Raw genomic sequence first — 22,628 nt, forward strand, 5'->3', positions numbered from 1 at the left:
GACGGACTGGCCGGAAAAGAAAACTCATCCGATCCTCGAGCCCAGGAGGAATCGGCCGTGAGATGTTGCCAGGGGTAGGAATACCGGCCGACCATCGGCGGACCGGACAGGCTGCCTGCAGAAATGCCGCGCCAATTTCATATACCGCACTCAGCCTAGCTCGATTGCATTCGCTCCAGCAAGACCGCGTTCACAGGGCGGCACATCTTCCGGAGAATAAGGGCCGCCCGTACGATCAGATTCGCGGCGTCAGCCTGCAGCGGACCTGACCGGTGGGCCGCAGGGTTATTCCGGTGTTCAGCGGAATGTCGGTGTCGACAGCGGTGAACGAGTATTTCTGGAGCAGCACGCTCAGAGTGAGGGTGGCGTTCAGCATCGCCAGGTGCTGGCCGATGCACGCCCTCGGCCCACCGCCGAACGGGAACCACGCGTAGCGCGGGCGCGCGGCCTCGTGCTCCGGCAGGAACCTGTCCGGGTCGAACGCGTCGGGGTTCTCCCAGACATCGGGACGGCGCTGAACGACGCCGGAGCTGACCACCACGTCGGCGCCGGCCGGAATGGTGTAGGAGCCGATCCGCACGTCCTCGGTGGCGACGCGCCCCTGCGCCGGCGCGGCGGGGTAGAGACGGAGCGTCTCCTTGAGCACCTGCGTCAGGTAGGGAAACTTCTCCAGATCCTCGGCGACCGGCTCACGGCCGCTCAGGACTTTGTCGACCTCCTGGTGGGCGCGGGCCTGCACCTCGGGGTGACAGGCCAGGAGATGCAGGGTGAGGCCCAGTGTGGTGGCGGTGGACTCGTGACCGGTGACGAGGAAGACGAGGACCTGGTTCCGGGTCTCCTCTGCACTGATCGGGTTGCCGTCGTCGTCATGTGCCCGCGCCAGCAGGCTGAGCATGTCGTTCCGGCCGGCCGGGGCGGTCGACTCCTCGGCCCGGCGGGTCGAGATGATCTCGTCACACACCTCGTACAACTCACGGTGCGCCTTGGCGGCGCGCAGATTGCCGGGCGTTGGCACCTTCCGGGACAGGTTCACCGGGGCGAAGGCCCGTTTGACCGCATAGGCGTTGATCAGCGGGAAGTTGCGCTGAACCGTGGGAACCATCGCGTCCACGTCGTTCTTCCGGCCGAAGAGGATGCGGGAGATCGTCCGCAGCGTGTGTGCCGTCATCTCCTCCGCCACGTCGACGGTCGCGTCCGGCGCGGTCTGCCACCGCTCGGCGAGGCTGCCGGTCTCCTGGGTGATCTCCGAGCCGTAGTTGTTCACCTGACGAGGCGTGAACAACGACTGCAGCATGCGGCGCTGGCGCAGGTACTCGTCCCCCATGCTGGTGAGCAGCCCGTTGCCGAACGACTGCCGCAGCTCCCCGAGGAACCTGTTCTCCTTGGTGAACGTCTGCGCCGAGGACGCCAACACCTGCTGAGCGCCATCCGCCGAGAACACACCGTAGAACTCCGCCCGCAGTCCCGGCGGACCCACCGTGAACCGGACCACGTCACCGTGGTCCCGCAGCGCCTTACGGTAGGTGCCCAGCGCGTCCCGCTGGAGGTCCATCAGCGAGCCGAACAGCGGGTGCCCCGCCATGGTGGGAGGCGCCGAAACCCTCGAAGTGGTCGAGGTCATGATGCTGTCTCTCCTTCTGCTGTTTCCGTGCCGGGCCGCGTCCTGTGGGCCCGGCACGTCGGGTAATGCGGGTGCCGGCCGCGCCGGCCGGTGCTCGATCGGGCACGCGCTCGCCGGACGCGGATCCGTCCAGGCCGATGCGGTGAACTCCAGGCAGTCCGACCGCCCTGCGGGCCCGAAGGCCACGGTCCAGCCGGCCGGGACATCGATGGCCGACGGCCACAGCGAGTGCTGCCGCCGGTCGTCGACGATGATGAGGTAGTCGGTGTCCGGACTGTCGAAGGGACTGGTCATCAAGGCGTCCTCGGTGAGTCCGGTGTCGCCGCCGTGGCGGTGCGCAGGTGGGCCACGTCCGATTCCGGGGACGCCACGATCTCCGCCAGCAACCGCTCGTAGGCGCGGGCCATGCGCTCGACGGTCCGCAGGGAGAAGAGGTCGGCGCTGAACTCCAGGTAGCCCCGCAGACCCGATGCCGTTTCCTCCGCGACGAGGTTGAGGTCGTACTTCGTGGTCGTCGTCGCGGGACGGACGGGCAGCACCTGAAGGTCCGTTCCGTCACCGCCGGCCCCGGTGGGGGCGGCAGCAGGAAGCAGGTTGAACATGACCTGGAACAGTGGGGAATGCCCCGGCTCGGGAGTGGGCACCAGAGCCCGGACGAGGTCAGGGAACGGCAGATCCTTGTGTTCGTGCGCCTCGGTGGTGACGCGCCTGGTCTGCGCCAGCACGTCGGGGAAGGAACGGTCGGCGGGCACGTCGAGACGGAGCGCCACCAGATTGACGAAGTAGCCGACCACCCGCTCCAGTTCGCTCCGCGGCCGGTTCGACACCGCGGTGCCGATGGCCAGTTCGCTGCCGTCCATGTGTCCGCCCAGCAGAACGGCGAAGGCCGACAGCAGGGTCATGTAGAGCGTGACCCCCTGCTTTTGGCTCAACCGGCGCAGATGTTCCAGTAGTTCGGCGGAGATCCGGAGATCCACCGACGAGCCCTGGTACGTCTTGACCGGGCATCGCTCGTAGTCGGTGCGCAGCGGCAGACAGGTCGGCAGCCCCGCCAGTTGCCGCCGCCAGTAGCTCTCTTGGCGGGAGAGCTCCGCGGCGGCGGTCGTCTGCGCCTGCCAGCGGGCGAACCCGGCGTACGACAGCGGCAGTTCGGGCAGCTCCGGTGTCTTCCCCAGGCTGAGCGCGCGGTACAGCTCGAGCAGTTCCGCCAGTACGACGTTCACGGACCAGCCGTCAAAGACTCCCCAAGGCCGGGTAAGCACTCCGATGTGCTGATCGTCGGACACGGTGAGCAGGTGCGCGCGGATCGCGTACCGGTCTTCCGGTGCGAAGGGGCGCAGCCGTTCGGCGCGCAGCCACTGCGTGACCGCCTCCTCGTCGACGGCAGCCGGCCGTACCGCGAAGCCGTCGGCGGGATGGACGCTCTGGGTCACGGTGCCGTCGTGCCGGACATAGCCGGTGCGCAGAACCGCATGCCGTTCCACCAGCGCCCCCACGGCGCGCGCATAGGCCTCGCGATCCAGGAAACCGTTCATTTGGAACGCCAGTTGGACGTTGTCGTGTGCCGTTCCCAGGTGCGCGGGCCGGTTGAGGAACCACAGGTCGCGCTGTTGAAGCGTGATGGGTGCCGGACCCCGCTCCCCGGCCTCGTCGACCGCTGCCCGGTCGGCCGGGCCCGACGGTCCGCTCTCCTTTTCCGCCGACGGATCCAGGACGGCGGACATCTCTTCGACGGTGGCTCCGCTGAAGATCAGCTGGAGCGGCAGCTCGGCGCCGGTCTCCTTCTTGATCCGCAGCGTGAGCCGGGTCGCGAGCAAGGAATGTCCGCCGAGGTCGAAGAAGTTGTCCTGGAGTCCGACCTGGGTGAGACCGAGGACGTCGGCGACGATCCGGCACAGCGCGCGCTGTGCGTCGGTCCGCGGGGCGACGTACCGCTCCTTGGTCACATCGGCCTCGTCCGGGGCCGGCAGGGCCCGCTTGTCGACTTTGCCGTTCGGCGTGACCGGCAGTTCGTCGAGGACCACGAACGTGCCGGGCACCATGTAGTACGGCAGCTGCGCGGAGAGGTGCTCCTTGAGGGCGCGAGCCAGCGACGGCCCCCTGCGGCCCAGTTGCGGATGGTTGGTCGCGGCGAGTGCCCGATACGGCTCACGCGCCCGTACGCCGGGCAGTTCACCCCGTCCGAGCACCAGGTCGAGGCCGTCGAGCCGGTCCTGCGACCAGGTGCCCGCCACCTGGAAGCCGAGATCCTCGGCGTGCAGGAGAACGGTTTGCAGCTCCAGGAACTCGTCCGCGGGCCGCGATCGGGGTGCAAGCGGTTCAGCCGCTCGGGGATGCGACCTGCGCCCGAGCTCCGCGCCAAGGCGCACGGCGTCGGTGACGCGGGGGTTCGTCAAGCCGCTCACCCCGAACCGGTCGGGGACCTCTCCGTCCAGCAGGGCACGCAGCTCCGCCGGGGAGGCGGCCTCAAGCCACGACAGAGAGGCGGCCGGCGCAACGTTTTTGCGCAGGATCACGTCGTAGCGGTAGGCGAGTGCCTCACTGGTTCCCTCGCCCAGCCCGACGAGGAGGTCGACCGCTCCCATCTCGGGGAGACGCTCCGGCAATCGTGCGAAGTACGTCGGGCTGACGAGCAGTTCCCGCTCCTGACGCCGGCTGCGCCGCACCTGGGCGGCCAGCGTGTCGACGGTGCCGCCAGGCTCCCTGCGATCCCACTCGGCCGCGCAGAGCTGGGCGTTGAACAGATCCAGGTTCCGGACGTCGCCGACAAGGATGCTGCCGCCGTCCTCCAGGAGCGGGACCAGAAGGGCGAGTACCTGTTCCAGGTACTCCTCGTTCGGGAAGTGCCGCACCACCGAGTTGAGCACGATCGTGTCGTACTTCTCGCCGGACAGCTCCGCCACGGACAGTGCGTCCCCCTGGGTCAGAGTGACATGCGACCATCCGCGGCCTGCCACGCCGCGGCGTGCCGCGTCGAGAGCCGTGGCCGACGGGTCGAGCGCGTGCACCGAAGCGCAGCCCGCGGCGTAGCGCAGGAGCAGCTCTCCCCCGCCGCAGCCGATCTCCAGCACCCGCTTCGGGCGTATGCGCCTCAGCTGCCGGGCCGCGGCCTCGACGGATTCCTGGTCGGCGGATCCGGTGCCGAGCCCATACAGGTCGTCGGAGTGCTGCCGCCACTGTTCGAGTTGGGCGGCGTTCTCCTCCTCGACGACGGTGTGCAGCCACTGGGGAGTCGGGCTCACGTAGGCGGCGAGCGTGCGGTCGGCGCCGCTCCCCTGCGGGACGACCACGGCACGGTGCACCGAAGGGTGCTTGAGCAGTACGTTCACGACTTCGCCGGGTTCTACGCGGAAGCCGCGCACCTTGATCTGGTCGTCGACACGGCCGAGGTAGTCGAGGGTGCCCTCCGCACGCCATCTCACCAGGTCACCGGTGCGGTACATGCGTGTTCCGGGTTCGAACGGATTGGCCACGAACCGCTCGGCTGTCAGCTCCGGCCGGTTCAGATAGCCACAGGCCATGCCGTCGCCGGAGGCGTACAGCTCACCGGGCACCCCGACCGGTACCTGTCGCAGCGCCTGGTCCAGCACGTACACCCGGGTGTTCCACACCGGAGGGCCGATGGGCACGGCTGTCGCTCCGGGCTCGGCCCGGTAGAGGCAGGCGGTGGTGGCACCGCCCTCGGTGGGCCCGTACAGGTTGTGCAGTTCGGTGTACGGCAGCACGCGCGCGAACCGTTCGGCGAGCTCGACCGGAAGCGCCTCGCCCGCGGTCTCGACGTGGCGCAGGCCGGTGCACTGTTGCGCAGTCGGTTCCGACAGGAACTCGGCCAGCATCGACGGGACGAAGTGAAGGTCGGTGACCCGCTCATCGCGGATCAACCGTGCGAGGTACTCCGGATCCTTCTGTCCGTCAGGCCGGGCGATCACCACAGCCGCGCCGACCTGGAGCGGCCAGAACAGCTCGGGCACCGACACGTCGAACCCCACCGACGTCTTCAGCAGCATCCGGTGCTCGCCGCTCATGCAGTAGTGGCTCTGCTTCCACGCGGTCCAGTTCACGCCCGCACGATGGGGAATCACCACGCCCTTCGGCCTGCCCGTGGAACCCGAGGTGTAGAGCACGTACGCGGCGTCGTCCCGGGCCACCTGGGCCCGGGGGTTGTCGTCCCGGGCGCCGGTTGTGTCCGGCAGCTCCTCCAGGACGAGCAGCGGCACGCTGTCGGCGAGCACCTGCTCCACGCGCTCGCCCGGGAGGTCGGTCTCCATGGGGAGGTACGCCGCTCCGGTCTTCACCACGGCGTGGACGGCGACCACCAGGTCGAACGAGCGCGGCATCCGGATCGCTACCCGCTGCCCGGGCCCGGCGCCCCGCTCGATCAGCCAGTGTGCGAGCCGGTTGGCACGGGCGTTCAGTTCCGCGTACGACAGGGTGCGGCCCTCGAAGACCAGCGCGGTGCGGTCCGGAGTACGTGCGACCTGCGCCTCGAACGCGGCAGGCAACGTCTCGTGCGGGAGGGGTGTCGCGGTGTCGTTCCACTCGGCCAGGCGCTGCCGGTCGCCCGTCGGCAGGACATTGACGTCCAGCGCGGCGATGCCGGTCCCGTCATCCGTGGCGAGGGCATCGACAAGGCCCGCCAACGCGGTTTCGAGGCAGTCGGCCACCGCCTCGCACGTGACCGTCTCCTCGACCTGGATGTCCAGCGACAGCTCGGTGCCGAAGTCGTCGAGCGATACCGTCACGGGGTAGTTGATGGCGTCCACGGCCGCGAGGAAGCGCACCCCGTGGTCGTCGATGCGCGGCAGTTCCTCGTCGTGCCCCGCCTCGAAGTGACGAAAGTTGACCACAGCGCTGAACAGCGGGGCGTCGCCGTCCAGGCCGCTGCACCGCTGGACCAGGCTCAGGGGACTCTGCTCGCGTGCGATCAACTCCCGCAGCCCGGTGTCGACGTCCGTGATCAGCTCGCGCACGGTCCGGCCGGCGAGCCGGGTGCGCAGGGGAAGCGTGTTGATGAAGTTGCCGAGCATGCGCTCCACCCCGGGCACGCCCTGCAGGCGCCCGGACATCACGGCGCCGAACACCACGTCGTCGCGCCCGCTGGTGGCAGAGACGAAACAGGCCCATGCCGCGTGGAAGAGACAGGCCGGGCTCAGTTGCAGACGCTGGGCCTGGGCCCGCAGATCACGCGCGAGGGACTCGGGCAGCGCTCGGCGTAGCCGACCGGCCCGCCGACCGTTGCCGTGCACGTCGGTGAGGCCGAACGGCGCCGTGGGTTCCGTGACGTTCTCGAGGGCTGCCCGGAAGTAGTCCACCGTGTCGTCCGTGGTGTGCCTGGCCAAGGTGTGGGAGACGAAGTCGCGGTAGGGCGCCGGGGTGGACAACAGGTCGGCGCGGCCCGCCATGTGCATGGCCAGCTCCTGCAGGACCAGTCGCAGGGACGTGGCGTCCTCGATGAGATGGTGGGCGGTCAGGAGCAGGTAGCGCCGCTGCGAGTGCGGCTCCTCGGCGACGACCATGCGCAGCAGCGGCGCGCTGTCGAGGCGCATCCGTTCCTGGCGCGCGAGCAGTTCCTTCGCCTGCTCCTCGGGATCCCGGCCGGCGGCGAGCCTGGTCCGCTCCACGGGGAGCCGCGCGGCCCGGTGCACGACCTGGACCGGTTCGGGCAGGCCTGCTGTGAGAACAGCGGTGCGCATCACGTCGTGGCGGTCGACGATGCGCTGCAGCGCATCGATGAACCGGGCGCACGCCTGCTCGTCGTCGGCCCGGTAGAGGGTGGAGACGAGATACGGGTCGTTGTCCGGGTCCATCAGGTGGTGGAAGAGGATGCCCTCCTGCGTCGGCAGCAGGGGGTAGATGTCCTGGATGCCGGCCGCCCCGCCGGGCACGGCGGCCACGACGGTGTCGATCTGTTCCTGTGTCAGGTCGATCAGCGGAAGCAGGTCGGGGGTGAGACGCTCACAGCCCTCCGGGATCCGGTTGGCCGGGACGGTGTGCGCGGGCGCCGCTCCGGTCGCGTCTACGCGCGCCGCCAGATCGGCCAGCGTGCGCGCGGTGAAGACGTCCTGGACGGTGATGTGCAGACCTCTGTCCTTCAGCCGCGCCACCAGCACCGTGATCATCAGGGAATGGCCGCCGAGGGCGAAGAAGTTGTCCTCGGCGCTGACCCTGTCGGCTTCGAAGCCGAGGAGGTCGGCGCAGACGTCGGCCAGGTGCCGCTCGGTGTCGGTGACGGGTGCGACGTAGGCGCGCTGGGCGAAGGCGTCGATGCCGGGGGCCGGCAGGGCACGGCGGTCGAGCTTGCCGTGCGCGGTCACCGGCAGGTCGGCGAGTTCGACGTACGCGCTCGGCACCATGTACTCGGGCAGGGCGCCCTCGAGGTGCCTGATCAGGTCGGCGCGGTGGTCGGCGAGGGCGTGTCCGGGTTCGGGCACCACGTAGGCGACCAGGCGGGGGCTGCCGGGCTGGTCCTCACGGATCAGGACGGCCGAGGAGCGGACGGAGGGGTGCTCCGTGAGCCGGTGCTCGATCTCGCCCGGCTCGATGCGGAAGCCGCGCACCTTGACCTGGTCGTCGGCGCGGCCGAGGAACTCCAGGTCGCCGTCGGGCAGCCGGCGCGCCAGGTCGCCGGTACGGTACATGCGGGCGTCGGAGGAAGCGTCGAACGGGTTTGGCACGAACCGTTCGAGGGACAGCTCGGGCTGGTACAGGTAGCCGCGGGCCAGCCCCACGCCGGCGATGTACAGCTCGCCGACGCAGCCGACGCCCTGCGGTGCGAGAGCCTCGTCGAGCACGTGCAGTTGGATGTTCTGGATCGGCCGGCCGATGGGCACGACGCGGGGCGTGTCATCAGCGGGGACGGTCCAGTGGCTGACGTCGACGGCTGCCTCGGTGGGCCCGTACAGGTTGTGCAGCGACGCGGTGTGCTGCTCGTAGTGGCGTGTGCACAGGTCCGGGGGCAGCGCCTCACCGCTGCAGAACACCTGTCGTACGGTCGTGCATCGCGCCCAGCCCGGCTCCTCGACCATGTTGCGCAGCATCGACGGCACGAAGTGCAGGGTGGTCACGCCGAACGCGCGGACGGCGGAGACCAGGTAGGCCGGGTCACGGTGACCACCGGGCGCGGCGATCGCGAGACGGGCGCCGAAGAGCAGCGGCCAGAAGAACTCCCAGACGGACACGTCGAAGCTGTAGGGCGTCTTCTGCAGGACGACGTCGTCGCCGGTGAGTCGGTACTGGTTCTGCATCCACTCGATGCGGTTCACTGCGGCCCGATGCTCGATCATCACGCCCTTGGGGCGGCCCGTGGAGCCGGAGGTGTGGATCACGTACGCCAGGTGACCCGCGTGCGTACCGGATTCGGGCGTGGGGATGTCCGCGTCCCGGGCGTCGAGGACGTCCATGCCCTCCTGGTCGCGCAGGGTGCCGTCGGGATGCAGGACGAGCAGGTGCTCGACGCCGTGCAGTGGTTCGGTGTCCAGGTGCGGCTGAGTGAGGACCACGGCGACCCCGGAATGGTCCACGAGGTCGGTGCGGCGGGCCGCCGGGTAGGACGGCTCGATCGGCATGTAGGCGCCCCCGGCCTTCAACGCGCCCAGAATGCCCGCGACCATCTCGGCGGAACGCTCCGCGTGCAGACCGACCAGCTTGTCCGGCCCGACACCGTGTCGGCGCAGTCCGCGGGCGATCCGGTCGGCCCAGGCATCGAGTTCGGCGTACGTCCATGAGCGGTCGGTGCTGACCAGGGCGGTGCGCTCGGGGTGCCGGGCCACCCTCTCCTCGAACAGTTCGTGCAGGCACCGGTCGTCGCTGAAGGGTCTCTCGGTGTCATTGAACACCTCGACCACCTGGCGACGCTCCTCGGCGTCGATCATGGCGAGCCGGGACACGGGCAGCGCCGGATCGTCGGCGACAGCGGCGAGCAGCCGGGTGTAGTGACCGATGAAGCGCCGGATGGTCTCGCGGTCGTACAGGTCGGGGTTGTACTCGACGGTACCGACCAAGCCGTCAGGGGACTCCCGCAGGTCGACCGTCAGGTCGAACTTGGTGAAGCTGAGATCGAATTCGACTGGGGAGACCTCAAGACCGCCGAGGGTGACGTCCCGTCGGGTCTGTGCCTCCTGTAGGACGAACATCGTCTGGAAGACGGGCGAATGGGCGAGGCTGCGCTCGGTGTCCAGGGCCTCCACGACGGCCTCGAAGGGGACTTCCTGATGGTGGTAGGCCTCCAGCGCGGTCTTCTTCACCTGGGCCAGCAGATCGCGGAAGTCGGGGTCGTCCGCGAGATCCGCGCGCATCACCAGGGTGTTGGCGAAGAATCCGATGAGATCCTCGACCTCGCGTCGCCCGCGGTTGGCGACGACCGTTCCGACGGCGATGTCCGTCTGGTGGGTGTAGCGGTTGAGGACGACGGTGTAAGCGGTCAACAGGGTCATGTAGAGCGTGGCTCCGTGGACCTTGGCGACGTCGCGCAGGGCGCTCAACAGTTCCGCCGGGCAGGTGAAGTTCTCGCTCGCCCCCGTGTAGGTCTTCACACGCGGACGGTCCCGGTCGACGGGCAGTGTCAGCCGCGGGTCGACGCCGGCCAGCTGACGCTTCCAGTAGTCCGTCTGACGGCCGTGCAGGTCACCGGCGAGCCGGTCGCGCTGCCAGTGCGCGTAGTCCGCGTACTGCACGGGCAACGGCTCCAGCGGGTCAGGACGACCCGCGCAGAACGCCTCGTACAGGGCGACCAGGTCGCGGAAGAACACACCGACCGACCAGCCGTCGGACACGCTGTGGTGCGTGGTGACGAGCAGGTGGTGCTCCTGCTCCGACTGCCGCAGCAGCCGTACCCGAATCAGCGGCCCGCGCTCCAGGTCGAACGGGGCGGCGGCCTCGTCGCGGCAGATCGCGGCGAGCCGCGCCGGGTCGGTCACCTCGTCCTCGGCGACCGTGAAGTCGCTGCCGTCGCCGATGACCTGGCACGGTACGCCACCGTGGTCGGCGAACCGGGTGCGCAGCACCTCGTGCCGCTGGACGATCGTCTCCAGGGCGCCCAACAGCGCGGCGCGGTCGAGACGACCGCGCAACCGCATCGCCATCGGGATGTTGTAGGCGGCGCTGGTGCCGTCCAACTGGGCGAGGAACCACAGCCGCTGCTGGGTGAAGGACAGTGGCACAGGTGTGCCGTCGGTCCGGGACAGGCGGGGAATGGTTTCGAGCGTGGAGAGGTCGACACCCTGTTTGCCGAGCAGGGCGATCAGGGCGCGCTGCCGCTTTTCCGGCAGGGAGCGGATTTTCCGGATGAGGTCGAGACCGGTGTCCTGGCTGGTGGTACCCATCGTCGTCCCCTGCCTCAGTTCTCGATGTCCAGCGCGTCCAGATCCTCGTCGCTCATGTGCTCGACCAGGGCGATGCCTTCGAGGATCAGGTCCAGCTCGCGCGTGCTCGCGTCCCCGGCCATCAGGAGGCGTGCGCGCAGCTCTCGGGCCATGTCGGAAAGGCGCGGTGAGTTGAAGACCGCTTCTGTCGGCAGCTCGACGCCCGCCCGCTCCTTGAGCAGATTGATCAGCCGGGCGGCCAGCAGCGAGTTGCCGCCGAGCGAGAAGAAGTCGGTCCGTGCTGTCAGCGTGGCCGCGTCGACCTGGAGGACGTCGGCCCAGGCCTGCGCCATGGCCTGCTCGGTATCGGTGACAGCGTCGGCGGGCGGCACGGGTTCCTGTGCCCTCGTCTCCGGTACGGCCGCCTGCGGGTTTCGACCGACCCAATAGGTGCCTGCCTCGAACGCGGTGGCCGGCAGGGGCACCATCCGGCGCCGCCCGGTGTGCAGCGCGCTCCAGGGCACCCGGACCCCGTGCACCCACAGGGCAGCCAGTTCCTCCAGGGCCCGATCCTCGGCGAGCCCTGCGAGAAAGGCCTCGCTCCGGGCACCGGACAGGACGGAGGTCCAGGGTCCGGGGTCGTTGTCGGCGTTGCCCCGGTACACGGGTACGGTCGTGGGGGTGCCCGCCAAGTGTTCGGCGAGCGCCCGGGCCAGTGCGGCACGGTCGGCGGCAACCACGGCGAGCCGCTCGGTCAGCGGCTCGCGGCCCAGCTGCGTGGTGTACGCGATGTCCGCGAGGCTCACGGTGGAGTCGGCGGCGTCCTCGCCGGGCAGGTCCGCCAAGTGGTCGAGCAGGCGCAGTACCGCCGTGTACAGGCGTTCCTCGGTCCGGGCGGAGACCACGACGACCTGCGGCACGGTGTCCGGGGTGGCGGTCCGGACCCCGGCGGCGGCCGGCGGTGCCTCGACGACCATGCTGACGTGAGAGCCGCCCGCCGCGACGCAGTTGATGAGGGCACGGCGGGGCTGGGTCGGGCCGCCGGTGTCCGTGCCGCCGCGCGGCTCCCAGCCCGTCAGTCGGTCGCACAGCTCGAGCGGCGAACCGTCCAGGTCCAGACGGGGGTTGGCGGTGCCGGCGCTGACGAGCGGTGCTATCTGGCCATGCTGGAGCTGCAGCACGACCTTGGTGAGCTGGGCGATGCCGGAGGCCGCCTCGGGGTGCCCGAGATTCGACTTCACGGCGCCGACCGGAACCGGGGTGGTGACGCCGGCGAACACCTCACGCAGGGCACGCAGTTCGACCTCGTCGGAGAACGCGGTGCCGTTGGCGGCGGACTCGACGTAGCCGATGGAGCCGGGTTCGGCACCGGCCCGCTCCAGCGCCCGACGCATGGCAGCGACCTGGGTGCGGTGGCTGGGCGTCATGAAGCCGTTGGAGCGGCCGCTGTGCAGCGAGGCGGTGCTCTTGAGGACCGCGAGGACGGTGTCGCCGTCGCGCAGCGCCGCGTCCAGCGGCTTGAGCAGGACGGCGCCGACCGCCTCGGCGGGCAGGTAGCCGTCTCCGTCGCGGAAGCTGCGGCTGCCCGGGTGGGTGCCGAGCAGCTGCATCTCCGAGAGCGCGACGTACTTGTCCTCGTGCACGGTCAGGTTGACTCCTCCCGCGACGGCCAGCTCGCACTCGCCGCGCAGCAGGTCGGCGCAGGCGAGGTGGACGGCCATCGCCGAGGAGGTGCACATGCTGTCCACGGCGAGGCTCGGACCCTCCAAACCGAAGAAGTGGGAGACGCGGTTGGCGATCAGGTTGTACGAGGCGGACGAGGTGAGCGCCGCGAGCACCGGTTCGGAGGCGTCCGCCCGGTACATCTGGTAGGCGGCTCCGACGTACACGCCGACGCGCCGGCCGTACCGGCGCTCGATCACCTCCTGGGTGACGCCGCCCTGTTCGAGCAGGTGCCACACGGTCTCCAGGAACAGCCGCTGCTGCGGGTCCATCGCGGCGGCCTCGCGGGGCGAGATGCCGAAGTGCAGCGGGTCGAACCGGTCGATGCCGTCGAGAAAGGCGCCGTATCGGATGCCGCTGTCGGTCTTCCAGCGGTCGGCGGGGACCTCGGTGACGCAGTCCTGGCCCTCGCGCAGCGCGGCCCAGAAGGCGTCCAGGTCGTCGGCGTGCGGGTAGCGTCCGCCGATGCCGATGACCGCGATGTCCTGGCCCGCCGGGGACGAGACCGGGGCGGGGGCGGTGGCAGTGGTGTTCGGCCGGGCCGTCTCGGGTGCGGGGGTCTGCGGCCGGGGTGCCTCGGGCGCCGCTTCGCCCACGAGGGCGCGCAGCGCCTGCGCGTGCTCGTCCGCGAGGTACTGAGCCAGCCCGCGCAGCGTCCGCACCTCGAACAGCAGCGTGCGCGACAGCGGCCCGAAGGTGTCCTCCAGCGGCTGGACCATGGTCACGGCGAGCACGGAGTCCATGCCGTACCGCTCCAGCGGGATGTCGGGGTCGAGGCGCTCGGGCCCGAGTTTGAGGGCCGCGGCCAGCACGCGCCTGAGGTGGGCCACGGCCCGGTCCTCGACGGACCGTGCGGATCCGCCACCGGCCGCCGTGGCGGGAACGGGGGCCTGCGGTGCCGTAACCGTCGTGGCCGGCGCTGCCACGTTCCGCGGCACGGCGGTCTGCGGTGCCGGCTCTCCGGCGTGCTCCGTCAGCCGGGTCAGCAGCGCCTCGCGGTCGCCCGCCACCACGAGCAGGCTGCCCTCCGTGACACCGCCCGCGGCGCCGGCCAGGGCCTGGTGCAGGGAGCCCAGGCCGCGCGGCGTGTCGAGGGGGACGAGGCCCAGGGCGCGCAGCTGTTCGCGGACGGGCCCCTCGGTTCCCATGCCGCCTTTGTCCCACAGCGGCCAGTTGACGGAGACGGTGCGGCCGCTGCGCAGGCCCGCATCGACGAGCCGGTTGCGGTGGGTGGCGTAGGCGTCCATGAAGGCGTTGGCGGCGGCGTAGTCACTCTGGCCGGGGTTGCCGAAGGCGCCGGCGATCGAGGAGAAGCAGACGAACAGCTCCAGCGGCTGCTCCTGGGTCAGCTCGTCCAGGTTGACGAGTCCGGTGACCTTGGGGGCGAGGACACGCTCCAGTTCCTTCGCACTCTTGCGGACGACGAAGTTGTCCTCGATGACGCCGGCGGCGTGCAGCACGCCGACCAGCGGCCCGTGCTCCGCGGTCACCCGGGCCAGCAGACCGGCAAGGGCGTGCCGGTCGGCGACGTCGACACGCTGGTGGTCGACGGTCAGGCCCGTGGCGCGCAGGGTGTCCAGCGCGGCGCGCCGTTCGTCGGTCAGCGGAGAGCGCCCGGTGAGGATGACGGTGGCGCGGCCGGCGGTGGCGGCGGCGATGTCCCGGGCCGTGATCAGGCCGAGTCCGCCGATGCCGCCGGTGATGAGGTAGACGCCGTCCTCCCGCCAGGGGGCGGCGGGTCGAGCGCCGGTGATCTCGGTGAGGCGGCGGACCTGGCGGTGGCCGTCGCGGTGGCGTACCTCCGGCTCGGGGTCGGCGGTGGCCTCGGCCGCGAGGCGCGCGGCGACGGTGGCGGGCGAGGCACCGTCCAGACACTCCAGGTACTGGGTGTGCAGCTTGGGATTCTCCAGGTGAGCCGTGCGCAGCAGCCCCGCCAGACCGGTGAAACAGGCCAGCTGGTCGCTGTCGCCGACGAGCGCGACCTGGAGCAGCGTGGTCCGGCGCACCCCCTGTTCCAGCAGCCGCCGGGTCAGCGTGAACACCTGCCGCACGGCATCGACGTACTGCCGGTCCAACGATGCGTCGGCTGGATGAAGGATGGTGAACCCGGTCCCGGCGGGCAGGGTGGCCCGCAGGGTGTCGCGGTCGCCGTCGGTGAGCCGACCGAGCACCACGACGTGCCGTTCGGCGAACAGCTCACCGGGCACGGCCGCTGCGATGACGCGCGCCGTCCACTCGGGCCGCAGCAACAGCACGTCGGCGCCGCTGACTGCCGGCTCCCCGGCAGCCGGTGCGGGCCGGTGCGGTGCGCCCTCGGTGTCAATGTCGAACCAGCAGCGCTCGCGGGCGAACGGGTAACCGGGAAGTCCGATGCGCCGCACGGCGCTGCCGGCCGGCCAGACGTCCTCCCAGCACACCTCGGCGCCGTCGGCCCACAGCGCCAGCAGCGTCTCGTACGAACCCTGGCGCGTCCAGGCGTCCAGCGCGGCGCGCAGCGCCGGGGCGCCGGCGGTGCGGTCCGGGCGGACGGTACCCCGGCGCCAGGGGCCCATCGCGCCCGGGTCCGCGGCGAAGGCGGCAAGCCGCTCGCGGGCGTCGGCCAGGCTGCTCGCGGCGAAGGCGAGGCGCTCCTCCAGAGCCATGCGTCCGGTCTGCAGGGTCCAGGCGATCGCGGGCAGGTCCGCGTCGGTCGTCTCGCCGAGCCGGGCATGCAGACGACGGGCCTGTTCGGCGAGCTGGCTCTCACTCTTGGCGGAGAGCACCAGCAGCGCGGGGCGGCCGTCGGCCGGGGCATCGGCCTGGCGGGCCGGCGGCTGGTACTCGGCGATGACGACGTGGGCGTTGGAGCCGCCGCCGCCGAAACTGGACACCCCTGCGACCCGCGGCAGCGTACGGCCCTCCAGCACGGGGCGCCGCCAGGGTTCCAGGGTCCGCTGGACGCGCAGCGGCGTGCGGTCGAAGTCGATGTGCGGGTTGAGGGTCGCGGAGTGCAGGCTCGGCACGAGTTCGCCGTGCCGCAACTGGAGCAGCACCTTGGTGATGGCGGCGACCCCGGCGGCGGACTCCAGGTGCCCGATGTTGGACTTCACAGAACCGATGGCGAGCTGCTCGGGTGCGCCGCCCGCGCGGCGGAAGGCCTGCTCCAGGCCCGAGACTTCGATCGGGTCGCCCAGGGAGGTGCCCGTGCCATGCGCTTCGAGGTAGCTCAGGGCACGCGGGTCGACCCCGGCGTCGGTGAGAGCGTCGGCGATGACCTTGCCCTGGGCGACCGGGGTGGGCACGGAGTAGCCGCTGGTGCGCCCGCCGTGGTTGACGGCGGTTCCCTTGATCACCCCGTGGATCTGGTCGCCGTCGGCGATGGCCCGCTCCAGCGGCTTGAGCAGGACGGCGCCGACGCCCTCGCCGGGCACATAGCCGTCGCCGCCCTCACCGAAACTGCGGCACCGGCCGTCGCTGGAGAGGAACTTGCGCTGCCCGAGCACCAGGTGCTTGTTGGGGTGAGGGGTGAGGTTGACGCCGCCGGCGAGCGCGGTGTCGCACTGACCGCTGCGGATGGCCTCGCAGGCCAGGTGGATGGCGGTCAGGGAGGAGGAGCACATGGTGTCCACGGCCAGGCTCGGGCCGTGGAAGTCGTAGAAGTACGACACCCGGTTGGCAACCGTGGCGGCGCTGCCCCACAGGGCCGCAGACTCGCCGCGTTCCTGCGCCTGGGCGCCGAGGAGCTGGTACTCGTGGTACATCACGCCGACGAACACACCGACCTTCGCGCCGCGCGAGAGCCGGTCGGGGGTGTATCCGGCGTCCTCCAGGGTGTGGTGGGCGCACTGCAGGAACAGACGTTCCTGCGGGTCGAGGTGGTCGGCCTCCATCAGCGAGATCTGGAAGAACAGCGGGTCGAACCGGTCGATGTCGTCCAGGAATCCGCCCCAGCCGCCGGCGCCGGCCTGGGCGTACCGGCCGTGGTTCCATCGGGCGGCGGGGACCTCGGAGACGCAGTCGCGGCCCGCGCGCAGGTTCTGCCAGAACTCGTCCAGGTCGGCGGCTTCGGGGTAGCGGCCGCTCACACCGACGATCGCGATGTCGCCGGGACGCACCGACTCCGGCTCTGCCGGCGAATCGGCGGCGGGCAACGGACGGCTGGACAGACCCGTCAGGTCCGCGCACACACGACCCTGTTCGTCGACGACGGTGACGTCCAGCCGGGCGGAGGCCCGGTCTGTGCCGCTGCCGAGCTGGTGACGGATCCACGCGTACGCGATGGTGGGCGAGGCAGCGAAGGCCTCGGCGCGAGTGAGGGCGAACGGCAGGGCCGGCGCCACTGAGCCGCCGTCGCCCAGCCACAGGCCGATGGTGGCCTGGAGGGCGCCGTCGAGGATGCTCGGGTGCAGCAGGCCGCCGTGCAGCGGTTCGGCCGCCTCCGGCAGGCGTAACTCGGCGAGGACCTGGCGGCGGCCCTCCGGGTCCCTGCCGGTGCGCAGCTCGGTAAGGGAGCGCTGCGAGGGGCCGTAATCCAGGCCGAGGCCACCGTAGAGGTCGTAGACGTGCTCGCCGGAGTACATCGTCTCGGTGCATGCGGCCCGCAGCTCGGTGAGGGGCAGGGTGCGCCCGGTGCCGTCTTCGAGGCTCGCCCGGCCCTGCCCGCACAGGGTGGTGGCACCGTCGGCTCCGACGGCGAGGGCCTCGTACGTGCAGCCCTCCCCGCCGGTGCGCACGCGCACGCGCAGCGTCAGCCCGTCGGGGCCGTACACGGCAGCCCGAAGCCACACGACGTCGGTCAGCCGGACGGCTGCGGCATCCTCCCGGCCCAGCGCCCGGGCGACCGCCACGCGCGCCATCTCCAGATGCGCGACCCCCGGCAGCACCCGGGCGCCGCGAACCTGATGGTCACGCAGATACGGTTCGGAGCCGTCGAAGCGGGTCTCGTACGTCACCTCGTCCGCTGGACCACCGGGCACGGTCCGCTGGAGCAGCGGGTGGGTCTGCGGGGCGGAGGTGCTCGGCGAGTCGTTCTGGACAGCGGGTGTGTTCTGGACGCCGTGGGCGCCGACGAGGTGGGACGCCATGGCCTGCAACGTGCGGTGCTCGCTGAAGACTCCCGGAGTCAGCGCCAGCCCGAACCGTTCGTTCACCCGCTCGGCGAGCCGCGCCCGCCCGCCCAGGTCCAGCCCGAACTCGCTGAGTTCCGCGTCGGGACGCACATCGACGGGGTGCACGCCGAGAAGGGCCGCCGTCTCTTCCGTGAGGGCGGTGCGTACGACGGAGAGGGAGTCGGGGACGGGCGGAGCCGGGGCCTTCTCGGCCGGAGCCGCGGCGGCGGGAGCAAGCACTGCCGTCGGCGCAACGGGAGCGGGCACGGCCGACGCTGCCACGCCCCCACCAGCAGACAGCTGAGGCTCCAGCCACGCCGCGAAGTCCGCGATCGTCCCATGCTCGAACATCACCGTCGGCGACAACTCCACCGACAACCGCCCCTCCAACTCCTCCACCAACGACAGCAGGTCAGCCGACCCCAACCCCAACTCGTAATAACCCAACCCCACATCCACCACATCCGCAGACACACCCAGTCGCGAACCCACCAACTCCCGCAACACAGCGGAGACAGGCAGGGAACCCACCACCGGCGCAACAGCAGGAGCAAGCACTGCCGCCGGCGCAACGGGAGCGTCACCACGGACATCGAGTGCGCCAGCCGCCCGGATGCGCTTGGCGACGAACTGCCCGACCTCGGCGACCTTCTGGCCGGCCTCGTCGTAGAACTCCACCACCAGGCGGATGAGTTCGTCGTCGCGGCGGACCGAGTCGGCGGGCACCCGAACGTAGCAACGCCCACCCAGCGGCCCGGCCGCGCGGAACCGGTCGAACATCAGCGGAAGGTAGAGGCCGGGGCCGTCGTTGTCCCCGTGCAGCATGCCCAGGGCGACACCGCCGCCGAGGAGCCCGGCTTCGAAAAGGGCGGGGTGGAAGAGGAACGCGCCGGTGGAGGCCTGGTGTTCGGGGGCGAGTTCCAGCTCAGCTATCCAGTCGCCGGGACGGTGGTGGACCGCGCCGCCGAGCTTCATCAGGCCCGAGTGCAAAAGGTCGTACTCCCTGCACCAGGTGTAGATCTCGTCCATGCTGGTGCGTCGGGTCGCCCCCTGGACGGGCAGCGGGAGCCGCTCCGTGAAGGCGACGGGGCCGCGGTGGTGCGCGGTGACGACGGCGTGCAGGACGTCGGTGGCGTCCTGGGCGCGGCAGCTGCGCACCTCGATGCGCCATCCCCCTCCGGCCGCGGGGCGCCCCTCGACGGTGGTCAGGACGGCCTCACCGGGCCCGGCGACGAGGGGCGCGAGGATGGTGAGGTTGCGCAGCTCCACCTCGGGCATGGGGTGCCCGTGCCGGGCGAGTACCTGGAGCACCATGTCCACGTAGCCGACGCCGGGCAACAGGCTACGGCCGTACACGACGTGCCCGCGCAACAGGGGGTTATCGGCGGTGACGGTAAAGGTCTCGGTGAACGTGGGCAATACGGTCATCGGTTTTCCGTCCCAAAAGAGGCGCGCGAGGGTGCCCGAGTGTGCACGGCGCGAACCGGGGATTCGCTTACGGACAGGGGGAGGGCGATAGCGGTCAGAATGAACCCGTCGCGGTGCATCCAGCGCCCCGTGAGCCGGGGAACCGGATTCCCGGACGCCTGGGGTGGAGGCACCAGGAAGCGCGCGGAGAAGAACCCGCGGGAATCGATGTCGATCCGGGCCCCGTCGAACCCCAGCATCCGCTGGGCGAGGGGGAACCAGACTTTGTAGACCGCCTCCTTGCAACTGAACAGCAATCGGTCCCATGGCACCGCGTCACTCTGCGCACCGAGCTGTTCCACAAGGTCTCGTTCGGTCGGCAGGGCGACCAGGTCGAGCAGGGATCCGGGAAGCGGGGCACTCTCCTCGGCGTCGATACCCACGGAATGCAGCCGACTGGCCCGCGCCACCGCGGCCGCACGGTATCCGGAGCAGTGCGTCATACTGCCGACCACTCCGGCCGGCCACTGCGGGGCCCTGAGCCGCCCGGGCGGCAGGGGAACCGGAGGAATTCCCAGTTGGCCGAGCGCGGTACGAGCACACCCGCGCACCGTCGAAAATTCCCGTCGGCGTTCTGGTACGGCATTGGCGACGGCCGCACGTTCCTCGGCGAAGAGATGAATGTCCGCGTCGTCGTCGAATGCCTCCGCAGACATCACGTCGGCGGGAAGTATGTCCTCGATCACTGTTCCCCCGGGCCCTGTTCTCCGGCCCTGTACCAGCTGGTCAGCGGGGAGTGCTCGTCGAGCTCCTGTGCTCGCTCCTTGGTGGACGGCAGGTGTTCGTCAATGTCGGGGCTGCGGTTCGGGGTGTACGCGGTGGCGTACGCGAAGGCTTCCTTCTCGTCGAACGCGCCCTCGAAGGCGAGGTCGACGCGGAGCGACTGCCTGTCGAACTCAGGTAAGTCGACGGCCGAATGGACGGCAGTCGGGTCGAGGAACCAGATCTCGTCGACCCGCTTGTGGATGACGGTGTCGTCGTCCGAGTGAATGGCCGGTGGGCTGTCCCCGAACATCAAATGAATGCGGAAATACTGGTCGAGCTCCGCAAGGTCGCGGCGCGGGATGACGACGGCGTTCTTCAGGTTCCTGGTACGAGCCATTTGGAGCCGCTCAACGTTGGAGACCATGATGACAGTCTCGTTGAGGTACGGAACGTGCTCGACGTGCTCGGGGGATTGCGCCGGTGCGGAGTGAAGATCACCGAACAGCCTGTCGTCGCTGCCACCACTCGCGTTGTACAGCGGAATATTCTTCCATAACCCGTTATCTAACTCGCCATATTCCTCTTCCACAGGTGACACCGAGGCAAGATATCCGAGACCTTCCCTCAAGCACTCCTGGTCGAGTTCGATACAGCCGAGTATGTGCGAGCGCACGCGTCTTTACCCCCCGGTGTCGATTGCGCTTTTCGGTTGCGAAATAGGCTCAAACAGGTGACGCCATAGCCAGGCGAAGGCTGTGTGGTCGCATATCAGTCCAGCTCTCCTCGATAAAGGTGAGGCAGTCCTGACGGCTTACAGCCGGTGCAATCTGCCCTCGCGGGGGGAACCTCGACTGTGGCGGGCCACAGCGGGTGTCACCCTTCCCCGTTGCACAACATCCGATAGATGTCAGCGTTTTCTCCGGAGAGACTGAAGATACAACACCTCACCCGGGAGAGCATGAGCCATCGCGACTTTTCTGGTAAGACGTGCCCCCCGATCGCCACCTTGGATTGCCGATACCAAGAATCAGTAAGCCAGAGGAAGGCAATGACAGAGATGCCACCTCCAACCCTTGCGGCGTGAGGCTTCCCCGTCTCGCTCCCCCATCGAATCGGGAGCTTAGGTTGCCTTGATCACGCCCGTCAACCGCCCTTCGAGGATCACGTAGCTCGATTCTTCAGCCCGGCCCCACCGTTCACCAGCTAATTCCTGCGCGGGGAAAGAGGAAAGTGGAAGTTGCCAAAGCCGCCATCAGACCTGACCGGACTGGCCCTTTGATCGCAACCGGACTCGCGCAGTCCTCCTGTCCACGCTCACGCCGATGGCACCCTTGGGCTGCGTGACCCGCGACTCAGCTCACAGGTCGGCGAATTGACGGGACTTCCACTGAGCTCCGTGATCGCTGTGCCGGACCGAACGGCCAGGCCGCTGGGGGTGTGCGGCCGCGGTCAGCGCGCTGCAGCCAGGTCGGCGCGCATGCTGCCCGCGGTCCCCAACCGTTCACTGATGGCGAGTCACCCGCCTGGACATAAGCCGCTGAGACCTGCCCGGCGGAGTGATTCACAAGTACCGGCATACCGCTGACCTGGTCGAATGAAATGCTTGGCAGCCGCAGTGCTGCAGGTGACGGATCATGGTTGACGGCTTGCAGCAGATGACCTAGGATTCCTTTGAATTCGATCAAGGTTGCGAAGCTCGCGGGGGGTAAATCCAACCATGATGGTCGAGGGTAAGCCGGGGCTGTATGAGTGTGAACATTGAACTTCCGCTCTGGCTTCGTTTCGTGTAGTCCACTCAATCATTCGACTTCTGGCTTCTGATGCCGGCCACCTTCAGTGAGATCTCTCGAAGAGAGCAATACTCGCTATGGCCGGAAACCATTGAAGTGGCTCCGGGGTGGCATCTCGTGCTGGACAGCAGCAGTCGCCGGCGGAACGCGGAGAACCACCCCCGGGGCATGGTGCTGGTCGTTCTTTCCCTCTTCGAGATCCGGGCCTTCGGTGCCGGGACCGGCGCACATCTGATGTTCAGCTGCATCCCGGCCGGATTCTTCCTCAGCTGGACGCTCTACCTGCAGGGCGGTCTCGGCTGGTCGGCGCTGCACACCGGCCTCACCGCGATCCCGTTCTCGCTGGGCGTCCCGATCGCCGGCAACTTCGCCGTCCGTAAGCTGTTCCCCGCTATGGACGCAACTGCCTGTTCGCCGGGGCGCTGCTGATGATGTCCGGGCTCCTGCTGTACGCGTGGATCGCCGACCGAGCCGGCACCACGATCACCTCCTGGCACGCCGTCGTGCCCATGCTGCCGCTCGGCGCCGGCATGCGCATGCTGCTGGCCCCGCTGACCGGCATGACCCTGACCGACGTCGAGCCGCGGGAGGCCGGTGCGGTGTCCGGCCTGATCAACGCGGCCGGTCAGCTCTGCGCCGCCCTCGGCGTGGCGATCATTGGCGGGTTCTTCTTCTCCGCCCTCGCCGCGAACGCGGGGACGCAGGCCGACCGGGTGCTCTCCATCGTCTGCCACAGACTGCTGAGCAGCACCGGATGGGCGCGGACCTCGACGAAGATCTCGTGACCGTCCTCGGCCGGCCGGCCAGTCGTGGCGGCGAACCGGACCGACTCCCGCAGGTTGCACATCCAGTACGCCGGCCCGAGTTCGGTGCCGGGCAACGGCGCCGCCCCTGCTGACCGTCACCCACTCTCACATCCACCGGGACCGACTATTGT

Annotated in this window: 7 protein-coding genes and 1 pseudogene; 2 read left to right on the top strand and 6 right to left on the bottom strand. The window is 69.7% G+C overall.

The genetic code is table 11. The features are described 5' to 3' along the window. Positions 1–235: 235 nt before the first annotated feature. The 5 genes from ACW4TU_RS00430 to ACW4TU_RS00450 are packed head-to-tail and all read right to left on the bottom strand — an operon-like array spanning position 236 to position 20,574. Complete coding sequence (locus tag ACW4TU_RS00430; RefSeq protein ID WP_457423416.1) at positions 236–1,915, bottom strand: cytochrome P450; 1,680 nt, start codon at positions 1,913–1,915, stop codon at positions 236–238. Next, positions 1,915–10,941, bottom strand: coding sequence for an amino acid adenylation domain-containing protein (locus ACW4TU_RS00435; protein ID WP_457423418.1), 9,027 nt, complete (start codon positions 10,939–10,941; stop codon positions 1,915–1,917). The genes ACW4TU_RS00430 and ACW4TU_RS00435 overlap by 1 nt, the downstream gene beginning before the upstream one ends. A gap of 14 nt (positions 10,942–10,955) precedes the next feature. Then, the gene (locus ACW4TU_RS00440; protein WP_457423420.1) at positions 10,956–19,157 is read right to left on the bottom strand and encodes an SDR family NAD(P)-dependent oxidoreductase; all 8,202 of its coding nucleotides are present in this window, start codon (positions 19,155–19,157) and stop codon (positions 10,956–10,958) included. Further along, positions 19,154–19,882 (bottom strand): 4'-phosphopantetheinyl transferase family protein, encoded by a 729-nt coding sequence (locus ACW4TU_RS00445; protein ID WP_457423422.1) that lies wholly within the window; start codon positions 19,880–19,882, stop codon positions 19,154–19,156. The genes ACW4TU_RS00440 and ACW4TU_RS00445 overlap by 4 nt, the downstream gene beginning before the upstream one ends. Continuing rightward, positions 19,879–20,574, bottom strand: coding sequence for an aspartyl/asparaginyl beta-hydroxylase domain-containing protein (locus ACW4TU_RS00450; RefSeq protein ID WP_457423424.1), 696 nt, complete (start codon positions 20,572–20,574; stop codon positions 19,879–19,881). Before ACW4TU_RS00450 ends, ACW4TU_RS00445 begins: the two co-directional genes overlap by 4 nt. A gap of 1,147 nt (positions 20,575–21,721) precedes the next feature. On the opposite strand from ACW4TU_RS00450, the pseudogene ACW4TU_RS00455 reads away from it, so the two are divergent. Further along, positions 21,722–21,793: pseudogene (locus ACW4TU_RS00455) on the top strand (hypothetical protein); the annotation flags it as partial. A gap of 15 nt (positions 21,794–21,808) precedes the next feature. Continuing rightward, on the top strand, positions 21,809–22,120 hold the full coding sequence (locus ACW4TU_RS00460; protein ID WP_457430748.1) for a hypothetical protein: 312 nt from the start codon (positions 21,809–21,811) through the stop codon (positions 22,118–22,120). 196 nt (positions 22,121–22,316) lie between these two features. On the opposite strand, the gene ACW4TU_RS00465 is transcribed toward ACW4TU_RS00460, so the two are convergent. Beyond that, positions 22,317–22,538 carry a hypothetical protein gene (locus tag ACW4TU_RS00465; protein ID WP_457430627.1) on the bottom strand — a complete coding sequence of 74 codons (222 nt, stop codon included), beginning with the start codon at positions 22,536–22,538 and terminating at the stop codon, positions 22,317–22,319. Positions 22,539–22,628: the final 90 nt, after the last annotated feature.

The organism is Streptomyces kryoterrae (assembly GCF_054072135.1).